This is a genomic window from Pedobacter panaciterrae, from assembly GCF_013204795.1.
In the GTDB taxonomy this organism is placed as follows: Bacteria; Bacteroidota; Bacteroidia; order Sphingobacteriales; family Sphingobacteriaceae; genus Pedobacter; species Pedobacter panaciterrae.
This window is the reverse complement of the sequence record NZ_JABMKW010000008.1, coordinates 1049570-1065098: the sequence shown is the minus strand read 5'-3', so window position 1 is coordinate 1065098 and position 15529 is coordinate 1049570. Positions and strand designations below refer to the sequence as shown.

Below are 15529 nucleotides of genomic sequence, written 5' to 3'. Positions count from 1 at the left end.
CTTATTTATAAATGTCTTTAAGGTCCTTTTCAAAAAGGGTATAGGGGTCATTATAGAATTTCTGAAAATCAGGAATGTTTGGATGACCAGGGTAAGGCGCATAAAAATGTGTAGCGCTTTTGGTATCGTTACGCCATACCAACACATAGCTCATTCTTATTTTATCATTTTTCATTACTTTAAGCAGCACATCGTTCCACCAGTTTGGATTGGTAAGCGATTCCAATCCGGTTTCGGTAAAGGCAGCGAGCTTACCGTTCTTTTGAGCGTATGCCGAAACGATGCGGAGTTTCTTTATGGCAGCATCCAGATTGTATTTGCCATCGCGTCCCATATCACCATAATTATCCGTTCCAAGCATATCTACCCATTCTTTACCAGGAAAACGTTCCAAATATTGCTGTTCAGAATTGAATAGATTATCGGGAGAAAATGCATAAATAAAGTTGTGCACACCGGCCGTATCACGTAAATAAGAAACAGTAAATTTCCATAGGGATTTAAATTCATCAACTGTACAATGTGATTTTCCCCACCAGAACCAGTCGCCATCAAACTCATGATAAGGTCTGAAAATTACGGGTACTAGGTTGCCATCCGGAGCTTTAAGACTTTTTGCCCAATCAGCAATATCGTTAAGGATTTTGATATACTTATCGTGCGCTTTACCTCCTGGAATAATGTACCCGACAGCAGGTAAAGAAACCGAGTCTTTCCAGTAAAAGTCTCCTTCTGAAACCGGGTTAGAGAAATGCCAGGCTATAGTGGTAACCCCGCCTCTGTTATAGGTATCTATAACATTCTTTCTTAGGTGTTCTTTTGTTTTCCCAATCTGAGCCTCCGATTGTCCGGTTAATCCAGACAGATCGATTCCAATAACAGCTGGATGAGATCCAACAACTGATTTAACATCTGAACGATCAGCATCACCAGACCAGCCATGGCCATATTCAGTAGCATGCTGATGCCCGAATAAAGTATGCTTTTCGGATAATTTGTACAGGTTATCGAAAAGAGCCTTCGTCTCTTTTGTTGCCAAAGGATCAATGAGGTTACGTTGCTGGGCTATTGCCTGGCCTACAAGCAACATCGGGAGAATGATAAAGAAGTACTTCAGGTTCATAAAATTGTAATTTACAATAGCGTACTATTTACTATGAATTAGTAAAAGTATTGTACTGAATATTCCTTAATGCTAAAAAATGGGGTTCCAAATGTTAAACATCGGAATAAAGAATGTCTGTTTTAAGAGAAGGCTCCGGCATTTGTACCGGTTTATGTTTCCATCTGCGATGGCTCCATAACCAGTAAGCAGGTTCATCTTTAATAATCTCTTCAAGAAACTGCGTATGCAATCTGGTGATCTCAAATTCTTCAGTATCCATTGGATTCAAACAGAGGGGCACACAATCAACCTCATAATGCCCGCGCTTTAGAACCTTAACTCTTAAATAAAAAATAGGGCGATTGGTTTTTTTTGCAATTTTCTCTATCCCAAGTTGAATGTATGCCGGTTGGTTTAAGAATGTTCTGCAGTAATGCAGTTCCCTTATTGATGGTGATTGATCATTACCAAAACTAAAAATACTTGGTGTATTTTTGCTGGCTTGAATAGCCCTTAGGGTTTGTCGCATTGGGATGAGTTTGTTCCCAAACTTACTCCGGGTTTCGCGAAACCATTTATCAAATATTGAATTATTTAAGGGCTTATAAATTGGGTAATGATCAGCAGAAAAGTTTAAGCCTATCCCTAAAGTTCCCCATTCCCAATTACCATAATGTGCTGAACAAACTAATACACTTTCTCCTTTATTTAGATATTCATTTACCAGCTCTTTGTTTTTAAAAACAAACCGTTTTCTTATTTGCGCTTCAGAGATGTTAATCATCTTAATCACTTCAAATATCAGGCTGGATAAATATCTGTAGTACTTCTTTTCAATTACGATAATTTCTTTCAGTTCCTTTTCGGGAAACGAATTACAGAGATTTTCTCTTACTACCTGCCTGCGATAGCCAAAAACATAATAGAGCAGGAAGTAAGCTGCATCTGCCCAAATGTATAGAAACGATAATGGCAGCAGGGATAATACAGCTAAAAAAAACGTCCCTAAATGAGAAATGCTCTTTTTAAACATACTACAATGATTTTCTACAAAATTAAAAGCTTAACCAAAAGGTTTTGCCATAAAAATGTTAGATTACTATTTTTTTTAAAGCCCCTGTTACTGATGCAATCCGCCGTTTTTAAACAAGTCGTAAGCAGTTTGGTAATTTGCTATTGCCTGATCTATTACGGTTTTAGACAGCTTATTAGGGATTTGCTCATTACTTGATTTGCGATACAAAAAGGTTTCTGTAACCTTATGAGGACCTAATATGACCAAACTATCCTTCTTTAAATAAGCTAGTTTCTGATAAGTACCTAAAACTGCTCGGGGCTGATAGGTCGGATTTAATACATTCTGACCATACAGGTTGCTTTCATAATTCCATCCCAAAAGGCTAAACAATGTTGGATAAAGATCAATTTGTGAACAAAGCTTATCTATTACCATTTTGCCCTTTACCGGTAAATTTAAAACGATGCACGGAATGTGGTATTTGTCGATATCAATTTCATTCTTTCCGGCACTGGCGGCACAGTGATCCGCCACTATTATCACAATCGTATTCTTATACCATGCTTTCTTTTCAATATTTTTAAGGAATGTTGCAATGGCATAATCTGTGTAACGAACTGCACCTTCCCTATTGCCTTGTTTCATATCTACTTTTCCCGCTGGAAAGGTAAAAGGCCTATGATTTGAGGTTGTCATTACAAAACTGTAAAATGGCTTCCCTGCCTTATCATCGGCATCTGAGCCCCTTATAACTGCATCAAAAAGATCTCCGTCCGAAACTCCCCAGGCATTTTCAAAATGAATCTGATCATCCTGAATGATCGTTCTTTTTGTCAAATAACTATCTCCAATTTTGATATTTCTTCCCCTGTCTGTAATGTTAAAGCCGTTACTGCCAAAATATTCGTTCATATTGTCGAAGTAGCCATCCCCGCCATAATAGAATGTCCTGGTGTATCCCTCTTTTTCAAAGATATGGCCCACGGTTGTCAGGTTTTCATTTCCCTGTCTTCTTACAATACTGCTACCAGGCGTTGGAGGTATGGATAAGCTTAGCGCTTCCATACCTCTAACTGTACGGGTACCTGTTGCATACATATTTGTAAACATTAGATTCTTATCGGCAAGAGAATCAAGTACGGGTGTTAGTTTCTGTGTATTGCCAAAATGCGCAAGAAAACTGGCACTTAGGCTTTCAACAGTAATCATGATTACGTTTGGTTTATAAACCTGACCACCGTTTTGGATATTCCTTTTAATTGAGTTTCCATCATTTACAAAAGTGCTCTGCTGATCCTTTAGCTCACTTCTCATTATACCAAACGCCTCATTTAAAGGGAGTAAAGCATAAAAATGGTTATAATTTAACTCGTTGTTTTTAAACGCTGCAAAAATGGAATAAATACCTGCTTTTGATAGTTCATTTTCGTATCGGTTGGTACTTGATTCGGCAAAGGAATTTGTTAGGAAAAAGGCATATAATGACGTAATAACAAGCAAAATCCCGGTTATAACTGCCCTACTCTTAAATGCGACAACAGATTGGAAAACATTTTTAAAAATCCTCTTCTTTGCAAAAAGCCACATTACCAATAACACCATTACCAATACTCCACCAATTAATAATGGCAGCGGATATGATTCATTTATGTTGTTGATGACTTCATAAGTATAAACAAGATAATCCACAGCAATGAAGTTGAACCTGCTTTCAAACTCTTGCCAGAAAGTAAGTTCAGCAAAAAATGAAAAGAAAGAGATAAGAAGGATTATAAAAAGAGCCACATAAGTAATGATCTTATTTGCAATTGAAGCCGACCATCTATCTGGAAGTATAAGTAAATATAAGCTGTACAAAGTGGTTAAAAAGAGACCTACTCCAAAATCATAAACAAAACCGAGCAGGTAAATTCTTAATACACCTAAGAATGAAAAGTCCGTTTTGCCAATCGAATCAATAAACAAAACAGTACGGATCAGGAAGGAGATAAAAACAAAAATGGCTAAAAAAGAAAATAAGACGCTATATCTGCCCTTAAATAGTTTACTTATCATATAAAATTTTATATAAAAAGCAAAGGTAGATTGGAATTCTGTTTGAATTCTGAACTTAAGCTGTGTATGCCAGTTCGCCTCTTTCTGTCAGCATGATCATAACACTTTCTATGCTGTAATTCAATTTATGAAAAATAAGGTTTTCTTCTCGCTCTTCGTGGGTAAGAAAACTGATAAGATCTTTAAACCGAACAACTCCAATGTATTTTTTATTATAAAAAACAGGCATTGTATATAGCTCCTGCTTAAGCATTATATCTATTACCTCAATTACCAATTGCTCAGAATGCAGCCCGACATGCCTATCGGACCCACATTCTAACAAAAATACTTCTTTACCCTGTACATTAACCCCCATTACTTTGATAAATTTGATAAGGATATCAAATTATTTCGCAAAATTAGCGCCACCAACAACAAATAAGAGCCAAAATAAGGTTTAAAAATACCCGATGAGGACATTTTTTTATGAAATTAAGAAAAAAATGCACAATAATTAACGAGATAGCTCCCCATACTTGTTCATTTTAGTATGAAAGAAGTAATTTATCGCTTTGGAGTTGAGACAGATTGGGTTGAAGAATTGGCCGTTAACCTTGGCGGATTTGTACGCGGCAATTTTATCATTGTTCCTGATGATATATTAACGGGCACTTATTATACGCTTCAAATAAGCGAAAACATTACGGTTATGCTGGTAGATGTGATTTATCATCAGGATGTGTTGTACAAAGTCAGGAATATTAAAAATGATTTTGCAGGAATATATTTCAATCTTACTGAAGGAGATCTGGTTCACGTTATGGATGATATTTCACGGTCGGTGGGGCGATGGAATTACAATCTGGCGATTACAGATAGTCAACTTGATATAGATTTTGTAATAAAGTCCGGAAGTAAATCGTACGGCATTTCACTTTTCTTAAAGAAGCATATTCTAAGAGAATATCTATCCAAAACAGGTATCCTTGATGAGGTACTAAACAGAGTTTTTGATCAGAAGCAAAATACCCTTCTGCATTATGCCCATATGAGTAGCAACAGTTGGCATATCATCAATGAGTTCAGGAAAAGCACTCCAGGAAGCATATCTTTCAACCTCCTATTAAGTGGTTTGGCTTACAACTTGCTGGCAGATTGCCTGGATAACATCATGAAAAGAGAAATAATGATTAGCAAAGTTCTTCGTACAGATCTTGCAATGATATTAAACTCACAAACAAGCCTAATTAAAAAACAAGAGGGCATTTTCCCCGGAATAACTTCGTTAGCTGCTGAGGCAAATATGTCGGCAACAAAATACAAGAAACTATATAAAAAAATCACCGGCCAAACTCCTAATGCCTTCTTCCTAAACAACAAGCTTGAACTTGCAAGAGATTTACTTGGATCCGGACAGTATACCATTAGAGAATTGGCCGAAAAATTGAATTTCACAAGCACCTCTCATTTATCAGAGCAATTTAAAAGCTACTTTGGGATGTCGCCTAAAGAATATGCAGCATCATTGTAATGGCAACAGGAAAACAAATATCAATTCCTCATGATATAGCTCAAGGCTGTTCTTATTTTATGGAGGTAATGCCCGGATTAATGGCCCTTGTTGTTGATTTTACTTTGCAAAGAAGTGTTGAACTAAACCAAGTAGTAAATGCGGAAGACTTTTACATTGCCTATTATGATCTAAGCGATGAAATTGATATTCAAAAAATTAACCACAGCAAAGTTAATTATCATTCGAAATTGGGAATGATTGTGGTCGATGCCACATTAAAAAGCAGCTATACCCCTTCTTTTAAAATGTATTCATTCTGGTTGCTCATAGCTAAACCCCTGCTTCAAAAGTATCTGTTAGGATCTACAGGTGGTCCTAAAATGGGGCAAAATAACACAATCGTTTTTACAAGCCACATGGACAGTCGCACCCGTCTTTGTATTCTTAAACTCAGAACGCGAAATTATAACGACCCATCATTTGAACTTTCTTTGCGTGGAACCTCATTGCAGGTTTTTGCATACCTGGTAGAACGTATAAATGAAAATGACCTGGTATTAGGGAAACTTTCTGAATTAGATACTGCGCAGATCATCAAAACTCAAACTTATCTGATGGAGCAACTTTTGGGAGCATTTCCCGGAATAGATTTTTTGGCTTACATGGCCGGCATGTCTATTTCTAAATATAAGAAGCTGTTTAAGAGAATATTTAAGGAAAGCCCCAACAGTTTCTTTATTCGCGAAAAATTAAACCTTGCACAAGAGCTCTTGAAAAGTGGAAATTTTAATACAATAAATGAGGTAGGCAATGAACTTGGATATTTAAAACCGGGATACTTTGCTGCGATCTACAAAAATCAATTTGGACAATTACCTGGAGAAGTTTTTGTGAAAAACAGGTTATAAAGAAGCCAATTGCTTACCGGTTAAACCAGCTTCTTGAGATCATTAAAGCAAAAGCATTATAATAAAAACCCGTATATATTCTTATGTTTGAGTCAAAAGAGATCCAAATGAATATAGAAATACATCAAACAGGAGAAATAAGAATTGCAGAGGTCGTCTCTGATAAAGTCCTGATTAAGAATCCGGAAGAAGGATTACAGTTACTGGCAGATTTATACTACCAGGATGTTGATAGAATTATCCTTCAGGAACAAAATATATGTACTGAGTTCTTTGATCTGAAAACAGGTATTGCAGGAGAAATTCTTCAAAAATTCTCAAATTACAGGGTTCGCCTTGCTATTGTTGGTGACTTCAGTAAATACCAAAGCAAAAGTATGAAAGACTTTATTTACGAAAGCAACAAAGGCAAACAAGTAAATTTTGTAGGCAGCTCGGAAGACGCAATTGCAAAACTAAATCAATAATTATACACAGATTACTAATATTTAGTAATCTGTGCCACAATAACCTCAGGCGCTATTGTAATAAAATGCCCCTGCCCCTCTTTTATTACAATTTTTAATTTCCCACCAAGCTTCTTGTAATGTTGTTCTATTACCTTAGTATGCTCCTTAAACCAAGGGTCCTGACTTCCAGAAACAATTAACAAGGGCACAGCTTCCTTTGCAATCAGACTAAGTCCATCGAACAGATTCTTTTTGGTCATCAAACTGCGCATCACCGGATTTACAGCATAAATAGCAGAAACTTTTTCCGGATTTTCCATTGCCCATGCAAAACATTCCCCTGCATTAACTCCTGATCCTTCTAATATTGGTTTCTTGGAGAATCCATGATCAGTTAGCATTTTATAAACCCCATCCCACTGTTCCATTACTGCACCTGATTGTGCGGTAAGCGGGGTAATAACAATATGATATCCTTGAGCCAGCAAAGCCTGATCTACCAGGGCATTTCTGTCCATCCGATCACTTCTAAAAACCCATGGTTTGCCTTCAGCGGCTTTATTAGGTGCTATAATAATCATTGAAGACACCCCATAGCGGCTCTTTCCTTTAACTTCATATTGCTCATAATAAGGTGTATAACCGGGGCCTCTGGCGGTCATCCATGTATTTTCTTCTTTTAAATACAGGTAGCTGCTTTGAGTATTATAGTAATAAGACTTGATGAAGTCATCATCAATAAAATCTGGCAATGGCGCTGCTTTAGCAACATTTTTAACAACCCAGTCTACAATAGGACCTGGGTTGCGCAGACTGTGCGGATGATGAGCTGTCCCGTCTTTAACCAGAACAGTCATTCTCCCACCCATTTGTAAATAAATATTTTCAATAGACAGCGTATTTTTTTCATACAGAAAATCTTCGGAACCGCAGATACTTAATAAAGGAACATCGTGTCTAGCAAGCTCTGCTATTTTTGCCAGACTTTCTGGCATGATTGCAGCGTTGTCTCCATAAATACAAGATACCTGATCAGGGTGATTTACAGACCAGGCATAGGCATTAATAGCTCCTCTACTCATTCCACCAAAGGCCGGTTTTTTTGAAAACCCATGTTCCTTGGTTAAAAAGGCATACCATGCATCCCATTGTCTGCCAGCATCGCAGTTAATGTATCCTATAAAAAAACCTTTTTTTAACAACTCGATTTCCGACTGGGGTTCATGATCCCAATAGAATCCTCTCCATGACCAGGGATTTCCTGCGGCTGCAGTTTTTGGTACAACAACCAGACAGCGCACCTTCCCTTTTACCTCAACATTAATCCCGAAACCCTCACTTTCAACAGCTTTAAATGGAGTTATTTCCAAGCTGAGTGTATCCATTAGAAAATCATATCGGTCAAATCCCCTCCAGGTAGTTTTATCGCCTGAAAAACCGGTTGTAGTTAACTGAGCCTGAGTTATGTTAAAAATTGATGTACAGATAAACAGTACAAAAATAAGTGCAATAATTTTTCGCATCCGTGGTTTTATTTGGTTATGGTCTTGTAAGCAAAAAAACTAAATCTGGTTAATATTTACTTAATAATCCATTAATCAGAAAATCTTTATCAATTTATGTGGAGATAAAAATTAGCATATATTTGAAGGTACTCATCATTATATGAAGAAATTTGCAGAAATTCTATGTTTAATTGTCGCTTTCGCGACATACGGTTGTTCAAGTACTAGCGTAGAACAAGATAACACCAAAACATTATATCGCGCTATAAGTAAAGATGATACTGCTACTTTTAAAATAAACATTACTGACAAGGAGTTCTTCGGGCAGCTTGAAATAAATTACCATGGTCTCTATAAAGATTCCGGTGATGTAACCGGAATTGTAAAAGGAGACGAACTAAAGGGAACTTATCGCTTTCAGCATTATGGAGTTGAGACATGGCACAAGGCTCCCATAGCACTGTTAAAAAAAGACGGAAAGTTAATTATGGGCGAAGGTTCAATGGAAATTTATATGAACATACGTTACTTCAAAAAAAATGTTCCAATCAATTATCAAGACGCAAAGTTTGTGTTTGAAAAGATAAAGTAAACAATTAGCCGTGAATGGCTTCCTTATTGCCGAAACTTTGTATAAGCTCACCTTCAAATTCAAGCCATTCTTTCCATCTTTTATCCACATCAATATCAATGGAATATTTGCGGGCGAAGTTCAGAAAAGTAGTGTAGTGGCCAGCTTCTGACACCATCAGGTCATAATAGAATTTTGCAAGTTCTTCATCTTTGATGTTTTGCGACAGTACGCGGAAGCGCTCACAACTTCTGGCTTCAATCATCGCCGCAAATAAAAGACGGTCAATAAAAGCCGAGTTTCTGCTTCCATCCCTTCGACTGAATTTAACCAATTGACCAACATAGTCGTCTTTACGCTCACGACCAAGTGTATACCCACGTTTCTCAATTATATCAACCACCATCTTAAAATGTTGCATTTCTTCAATAGCAATAGCTGTTAATTCCTGCACCAAATCCATATGTTCTGAATTATTAGCGATCAGGGTAATGGCATTCGTTGCTGCTTTTTGTTCACACCAGGCATGGTCAGTCAAAATCTCTTCTAAATTCGATTCAGCAATGTTTGCCCACCGCGGGTCCGTCAATAATTTTAATCCAAGCATGGTAATAAATATCTTCTTTAGGCCAAAATTAGTAAGATTTGCTTACTCTTCCGTACGCTTTTCCAGATCTTTTATACTAACAGTAATCATTTTACCCATTGGTTTGCTATCGAGGTAAGTTAAAACCCTTAAATGATCTGCTCCTTTTGGTACTGTAAGGGTATCGGTATACTTTGGAGAGAAGTTATCCGGATAAGTATTATCAAACGTATAATAGATGTCTAATTTCTTTATCTCCGTAGCTAATGCAATACGCAGCGTTTTATTAACAGTATCTTTTAAAGGTTTTATTGTGGCATCATACACACTTCTTGCATAGTTGATATTTGCTACATCATACCTTTCAAGATTATGCTCCATACGGGAGATAAAGCTATCCCATCCCTTGTTTTCTTTTTGCGACCAGAAAACTTCAGCCAAGGCAAAGGCACGGGGCCAGGTCATGTATTCTACATGGCGGTAATTCGGAACAGATTCTGTCCACAAATTGCCCTGACCTCCTAATATCAGTGAAGGATCAGGTATTTCAGCCGGAATGGGTTCAAAATTATAACAACTTGATAAGGTAAGCATAGAATAAGTTGGTGGTTCTGCAGCTGGGTCTCCCTGATAAAGATCAAGATAACAATTATCGGCAGGAGTCATTATCACATGGTGATTCATTTTTGCTGCTTCGATGCCTCCTTTCATTCCTCTCCAGCTCATTACCGTAGCTTCGGGTGCCAATCCACCTTCCAGAATTTCGTCCCACCCCATCATTTTTTTGCCTTTAGACTTAACGATGTTTTCCATACGCCTGATGAAATAACTTTGCAGTTCTTCCGGGGTTTTCAGGTTTTCGTCCTTCATTCTTTTCTTGCATTTTTTGCAGTCTTTCCAAAATCCCTTAAAACATTCGTCACCACCAATATGGATATACTGACCGGGGAAAAGCGCTGCCACTTCTCCCAATACTTTTTCCATAAACACGAAACTTTCCTCGTTACCCGGACATAATGCATTGTCATCAACACCATAAAAGGTATTGCCAACATTTACCTTAAAGGGCCCACCTGTGCATGACAAGTTCGGATAAGCAGCAAGTGCAGCTAAACTGTGTCCGGGAACATCAATTTCGGGCAGGATGGTTACAAAACGTTGCTGAGCATATTTAACAATTTCCTTAACATCTTCCTGGGTATAATACCCTCCATAATCTGCAACCTCATTTGCCCCTTGTGGATCACGTTTCCACCATAAACCCATTCTTGGAGCACGCCAGGCCCCTACTTCAATAAGTTGTGGTAAGCTTTTAATTTCTATCCTCCATCCCTGATCATCAGTTAAATGCCAATGAAATACATTCATTTTGTATTTAGCAAGCTGGTTGATGTATTTTTTAACCACTTCTTTTGGGAAATAATGCCTGCTTACATCAAGCATTAAACCCCTCCATCCAAATCTTGGATAGTCTGTTATTTTAACGCAGGGTATAGACCATACTTTATTTTTAATAATCTCTGCACTTTCTATTTCTTTTGGCAACAGTTGCATTAAAGTTTGCATGCCATAAAAAAGACCTGTAGGCTTGTTTGCCTGGATAGTAATCTTGGCTGGCTTAACATCTAAAGTATACCCTTCTTCGCCTATCTGCTTATTGTAAGCTTTGTTCATAGCTAACTGAATGGTTGAAACTCCCCCCGATGCGTGACTTAATGTAAAGCCTGTTGGCACTTTGATCATAGCAGCGAATAATTCTGCTATTTCTTTATTTGCAGGAGCTGCAATCAGTTTAGTAGTCTTGCTTATTTTGAAGCTACCTGGAAGCCTTTGAAACTTTACTGGCTGCGGAATTAGGGCCGGAACACCTTCTACGGCAAATATATTTATGGAGAATAGCATGCAAAGCGTAAATATTGCTATCCTCAAGTATCTGAAATTCATATTTAGTGGATTAGGTAAGCCTTCATAATTTAAAGGTTTGGACAACTAAGATAATTATTTACATTACAATAAACATTGGTATATAGGTAACTTTTACAAAGTTCAATTGTTACTTATTTGATGGGGGAACTTAAATACAAGTATACCAGAAAACAAGAACTGGTTCATGGACTGATACATGGTATTGGAGTCGTATTTGGCGTTAGTGGCCTCCCGGTATTAGTAGGAATTGCAACCGCTCACAACAATGTCCCGGCAATTGTCGGCGCCGGAATATACGGCTTTTGCTTTATGCTTTTATTTACTTGCTCAATGGTATACCACCTGGCCCTGGAACCGGCAGTAAAAAGATTATTCGAAATCTTTGATCACATTAGTATTTATTTCCTGATTGCCGGAACCTACACTCCTTTCCTACTCATCTATATGAACAACCATTTCGGTATCACCCTGCTTTCGGTATTATGGGGACTAACGCTTTTAGGTGTATTTTTTAAAATATGGTTTACGGGCAAGTTTAATATAGTGTCAACAATTATTTACTTGCTTATGGGCTGGATGATGGTTATTGGAGGCAATAGATTCTTTTCAGTGCTTCCGGAATCTGTGGTCATTATGCTTTTTATCGGTGCGGCATTATATTCGGCCGGAACTATTGTCTACCTATTTGGTAAACGATCATATACGCATTCCTTATGGCACGCAATGGTACTTGCCGCAGCAATTTGCCATTATGTAGCCGTATTGCTTTCTATGTAGAAAAAAAATAGTAAAAAATAATTACCAGATTTGGGTGATATTTATGTCCAAACTGGCACATACTATTAAAACATAGTTGCAATGGTTACAAAACTCAATAAAGATAAAGTAAGCACAGATAATGAAGCTTTGCTGATGTCGCTGTACCAGGATACTTTTCCTCTTGTAGCAAGCCATGTGAGTAGAATGGGCGGATCATTTGATGAAGCCAAAGATATTTTTCAGGATGCGCTGATCATTTATTATGAAAAAGTAAAGCATGCTAAGATAGTGCTTAAACATAGCGAAAAAGCATACCTTTTTGGCATTACCAAATATCTTTGGAATAAACGGTACAAAGAAACCAGCAAGCAGCTGCCTCTTGATCAATTGAATATTGAACTAGATGTAGACGCAGCCCCGGCTGATTCTGTCTATGAAGAGGTATCTTCTTCCAGATTACTTCATTTGATGCAAACGGCAGGTCAGAAATGTATGCAGCTCCTAAGCGCTTTTTATTATGAAAAGCTGAATATGGAAACACTGGCTGAACGATTTGGATTTTCAAGCGCCCGGTCAGCAACTGTTCAGAAATTTAAATGCCTCGAAAAAATAAAAGAAACTGTAAAAGAAAAATCATTGGAATATGAAGACATCATGGAATGAGCTGCGATTAATAGAGGATTTTCTTTTATCTGATACAGATACAGAAGACATACTCCTTTTTGAAGCTAATCTTCTGCTTCAACCAAATTTAAAGGAAAGTGTTTTTTGGCAGCAAAAAACATATAGTCTGGTCCATAAATACGGAAGACTGCAGCTGAGAAAAGAAATAGATCAGGTACATGAAAAGTTGTTTACGGCTCCAGAGCATCATTCTTTCAGGCAAAAGATCATGCAGCTTTTCGGCAAATAACATCCGCATTTAATTTAGCACTAACAATTATACCCCTCCAAACCAGAGGCATGGGCAATCTATGCCTAAAAATTTAACTAATAACAACAGACATGAAGAACAACGAATTTCGCAATTATGCAATAAAACACCATCGGATCAACAGTCTACATGTAGATCGTCACATCTCCCAAACATCAGCCAATGTTGGTCCATTTGCTATGACCCCCTACATCATAGAAGAACGGCAATTAAACGTAGCGCAGATGGATGTATTTTCACGTTTGATGATGGATAGGATTATATTTATTGGTGAGCCTATAGACGATAGAAATGCCAATGTGATACAGGCACAATTACTCTTTTTACAGTCTGCCGATGCTGAAAAAGACATCCAGCTATATATCAATTCTCCAGGTGGATCAGTCTACGCCGGGCTTGGTATTTATGACACCATGCAATATATAAGGCCTGATGTTGCCACAATCTGTACAGGTATTGCACTCTCTATGGCTTCAGTATTGCTTTGTGCAGGTGCAGATGGGAAACGCTCCGCCCTAAAACACTCAAGGGTAATGATCCATCAAGCCTCTGGCGGAACGCAAGGAACTGCTGCAGACATGGACATCAGTATCAGAGAGGTACTTAAGATTCAAAACGAATTGTACCAGATCATTGCTGAGCGTAGTGGTCAGAGCTATGATAAAATAAATGAAGTTGCAGCTCGCGATTATTGGATGACAGCTACAGAAGCCAAAGAATTCGGTATGATTGACGAAATATTGGGGTATTCCTAAATCTGAGGAGTTTGGGAAGCCAATTCTTTACTTGAGTCTGTAGTTAAGTAATTACCAGTGTGTGAACCCACAATGCCTTCATCATTCGCTTCAGGGAATTCTAATGTGAAGGTTGTTCCACTACCCGGTACGCTATGAAAACTGATCTTACCTTTCTGCATCTCAGTGTACTCCTTGCATAAGTTCAGGCCAAGCCCAACACCTTTTTCGTTGCTTGTGCCGTAAGTAGATGCGGCATTCAGCTCAAAGAGATTTCCCTGCCTTGCCACCGGAATGCCCACGCCGTTATCCATAATATGTAACCTCACACGACCAGAATCTCTGGAACTATATATTTGAATATTCCCACCTGGCAGCGTAAACTTAATCGCATTATTAATCAGGTTGCGGATCACCAGTTTAAGCATATCCAGATCCGCCGTAAGCTCGGCAGAGGGATCAATATTCACACCGATTGTGACCGTTTTTATATCTGCTGCTGCTTGTTGTACAGCCAAACAGGTTGATACTATTTCAAACAGGTTCAGTCTCACCATATTTACGCTGGTACCACCGTCCATCTGCGATTTTGTCCAGTTCAATAAATTATGCAGCAGCACCTGCGTGTTTTTTGTTTCATTAAGCAGGTTCTTTTCCAGAAATCGGCGTTCATCCGGCGATAATTCATATTCATGGAGCATTTCAAGAAAACTGGCAATTGAATTCAACGGAGAACGCAGGTCATGCGATAAAATAGATAATAACCGGGTTTTGGAATCATTGGCGTCTTTTAAAGCAAGGGAAGCAGCCAGGGCATTATTCTTTTCCCGCTGATAACTGTTGATCAGGTAAGAAAATACCGCACCCATACAAACAACTACACAGATATAAGTTGTCGCTGTGTCCAAAAACAGATCACTTCGCTTTGCATAGGTGACTTTTACAAATCCTCTGTTATAATACTCAACCAACAATAACCCACCAACAATACCCACGTTAATCAGCATCCAAAATACATACTGCCTGGTCGGCATTACAGACAAAGTAAAAACCAGCGAAAGAAGATAAAGTATCAATGTAGGTCCATGTATACCTGAATTGATGAAATAGTTAAATGCCATCAATAAGCTCGTACCTGCACTAAATATGATAAAGCTAAGCTGCAGTCTTCCAAAATATCTGGAATTGATGTACATCGCTGCAGTTACCATCCAGCCAGCCGAGAGTGCTACATTGGCTAATGGCACCTTTATCACAATATTTACCAGCACTGCCAAAGGAAGACCGATCATAGCGATCAGGCTAACTTCATGAAAAATTCTGGCCTGGAGTGGCGTGTCAGCACTGTTACCGATCAATTTGGCATGCAGCCCTTTAATAGATTTGATCATCAAATATTTGCCAATTTTAAAAGCAGTAAATCTAAGAAAAATCTACTCACATAATTGGCACTGTTTAAAAAGCCAAGGTCTTTTTATTAACTT

General features: G+C 38.0%; 16 protein-coding genes. 8 read left to right on the top strand and 8 right to left on the bottom strand.

Annotated features, from left to right (window positions below):
- Position 1 precedes the first annotated feature (1 nt).
- From HQN86_RS06675 to HQN86_RS06660, 4 genes are all read right to left on the bottom strand, one after another.
- Positions 2–1123, bottom strand: coding sequence for a glycoside hydrolase family 26 protein (locus HQN86_RS06675; RefSeq protein ID WP_172660213.1), 1122 nt, complete (start codon positions 1121–1123; stop codon positions 2–4).
- A gap of 94 nt (positions 1124–1217) precedes the next feature.
- A complete protein-coding gene (locus tag HQN86_RS06670; protein WP_172660212.1) occupies positions 1218–2138 on the bottom strand; it encodes a lysophospholipid acyltransferase family protein in 921 nt (306 codons plus the stop codon).
- Between the two features lie 87 nt (positions 2139–2225).
- Complete coding sequence (locus HQN86_RS06665; protein ID WP_172660211.1) at positions 2226–4178, bottom strand: LTA synthase family protein; 1953 nt, start codon at positions 4176–4178, stop codon at positions 2226–2228.
- Positions 4179–4233: 55 nt separating this feature from the next.
- Positions 4234–4536 (bottom strand): CBS domain-containing protein, encoded by a 303-nt coding sequence (locus tag HQN86_RS06660; protein WP_172660210.1) that lies wholly within the window; start codon positions 4534–4536, stop codon positions 4234–4236.
- Positions 4537–4710: 174 nt separating this feature from the next.
- On the opposite strand from HQN86_RS06660, the gene HQN86_RS06655 reads away from it, so the two are divergent.
- The 3 genes from HQN86_RS06655 (at position 4711) to HQN86_RS06645 (ending at position 7048) form a co-directional block, all read left to right on the top strand.
- Positions 4711–5691, top strand: coding sequence for a helix-turn-helix transcriptional regulator (locus HQN86_RS06655; protein WP_172660209.1), 981 nt, complete (start codon positions 4711–4713; stop codon positions 5689–5691).
- Entirely contained in the window at positions 5691–6581 is an 891-nt protein-coding gene (locus HQN86_RS06650) for a helix-turn-helix transcriptional regulator (RefSeq protein WP_172660208.1), read from the top strand. The genes HQN86_RS06655 and HQN86_RS06650 overlap by 1 nt, the downstream gene beginning before the upstream one ends.
- Before the next feature lie 107 nt (positions 6582–6688).
- Positions 6689–7048 carry a DUF4180 domain-containing protein gene (locus tag HQN86_RS06645; RefSeq protein ID WP_172660207.1) on the top strand — a complete coding sequence of 120 codons (360 nt, stop codon included), beginning with the start codon at positions 6689–6691 and terminating at the stop codon, positions 7046–7048.
- A gap of 14 nt (positions 7049–7062) precedes the next feature.
- Here the strand turns inward: HQN86_RS06645 and HQN86_RS06640 are convergent, their stop codons facing one another.
- Positions 7063–8553 carry an alpha/beta hydrolase gene (locus tag HQN86_RS06640; protein ID WP_172660206.1) on the bottom strand — a complete coding sequence of 497 codons (1491 nt, stop codon included), beginning with the start codon at positions 8551–8553 and terminating at the stop codon, positions 7063–7065.
- A gap of 142 nt (positions 8554–8695) precedes the next feature.
- Between HQN86_RS06640 and HQN86_RS06635 the strand changes: the two genes are divergently transcribed.
- Entirely contained in the window at positions 8696–9127 is a 432-nt protein-coding gene (locus HQN86_RS06635) for a hypothetical protein (RefSeq protein ID WP_172660205.1), read from the top strand.
- Positions 9128–9131: 4 nt separating this feature from the next.
- Here the strand turns inward: HQN86_RS06635 and miaE are convergent, their stop codons facing one another.
- Complete coding sequence (gene miaE, locus HQN86_RS06630) at positions 9132–9713, bottom strand: tRNA-(ms[2]io[6]A)-hydroxylase (protein ID WP_172660204.1); 582 nt, start codon at positions 9711–9713, stop codon at positions 9132–9134.
- Between the two features lie 42 nt (positions 9714–9755).
- Entirely contained in the window at positions 9756–11636 is a 1881-nt protein-coding gene (locus HQN86_RS06625; protein ID WP_246269452.1) for a beta-N-acetylhexosaminidase, read from the bottom strand.
- Positions 11637–11756: 120 nt separating this feature from the next.
- Between HQN86_RS06625 and trhA the strand changes: the two genes are divergently transcribed.
- The 4 genes from trhA (at position 11757) to HQN86_RS06605 (ending at position 14066) form a co-directional block, all read left to right on the top strand.
- Positions 11757–12395 (top strand): PAQR family membrane homeostasis protein TrhA, encoded by a 639-nt coding sequence (trhA, locus tag HQN86_RS06620; protein WP_172660203.1) that lies wholly within the window; start codon positions 11757–11759, stop codon positions 12393–12395.
- Positions 12396–12476: 81 nt separating this feature from the next.
- Positions 12477–13040, top strand: coding sequence for an RNA polymerase sigma factor (locus HQN86_RS06615; RefSeq protein ID WP_172660202.1), 564 nt, complete (start codon positions 12477–12479; stop codon positions 13038–13040).
- Positions 13021–13290: a hypothetical protein gene (locus HQN86_RS06610; RefSeq protein WP_172660201.1), complete on the top strand. Its 270-nt coding sequence runs from the start codon at positions 13021–13023 to the stop codon at positions 13288–13290. The genes HQN86_RS06615 and HQN86_RS06610 overlap by 20 nt, the downstream gene beginning before the upstream one ends.
- Positions 13291–13382: 92 nt before the next feature.
- A complete protein-coding gene (locus HQN86_RS06605; protein ID WP_172660200.1) occupies positions 13383–14066 on the top strand; it encodes an ATP-dependent Clp protease proteolytic subunit in 684 nt (227 codons plus the stop codon).
- Here the strand turns inward: HQN86_RS06605 and HQN86_RS06600 are convergent.
- A complete protein-coding gene (locus HQN86_RS06600) occupies positions 14063–15436 on the bottom strand; it encodes a sensor histidine kinase (protein WP_172660199.1) in 1374 nt (457 codons plus the stop codon). The genes HQN86_RS06605 and HQN86_RS06600 overlap by 4 nt on opposite strands.
- Positions 15437–15529 lie beyond the last annotated feature (93 nt).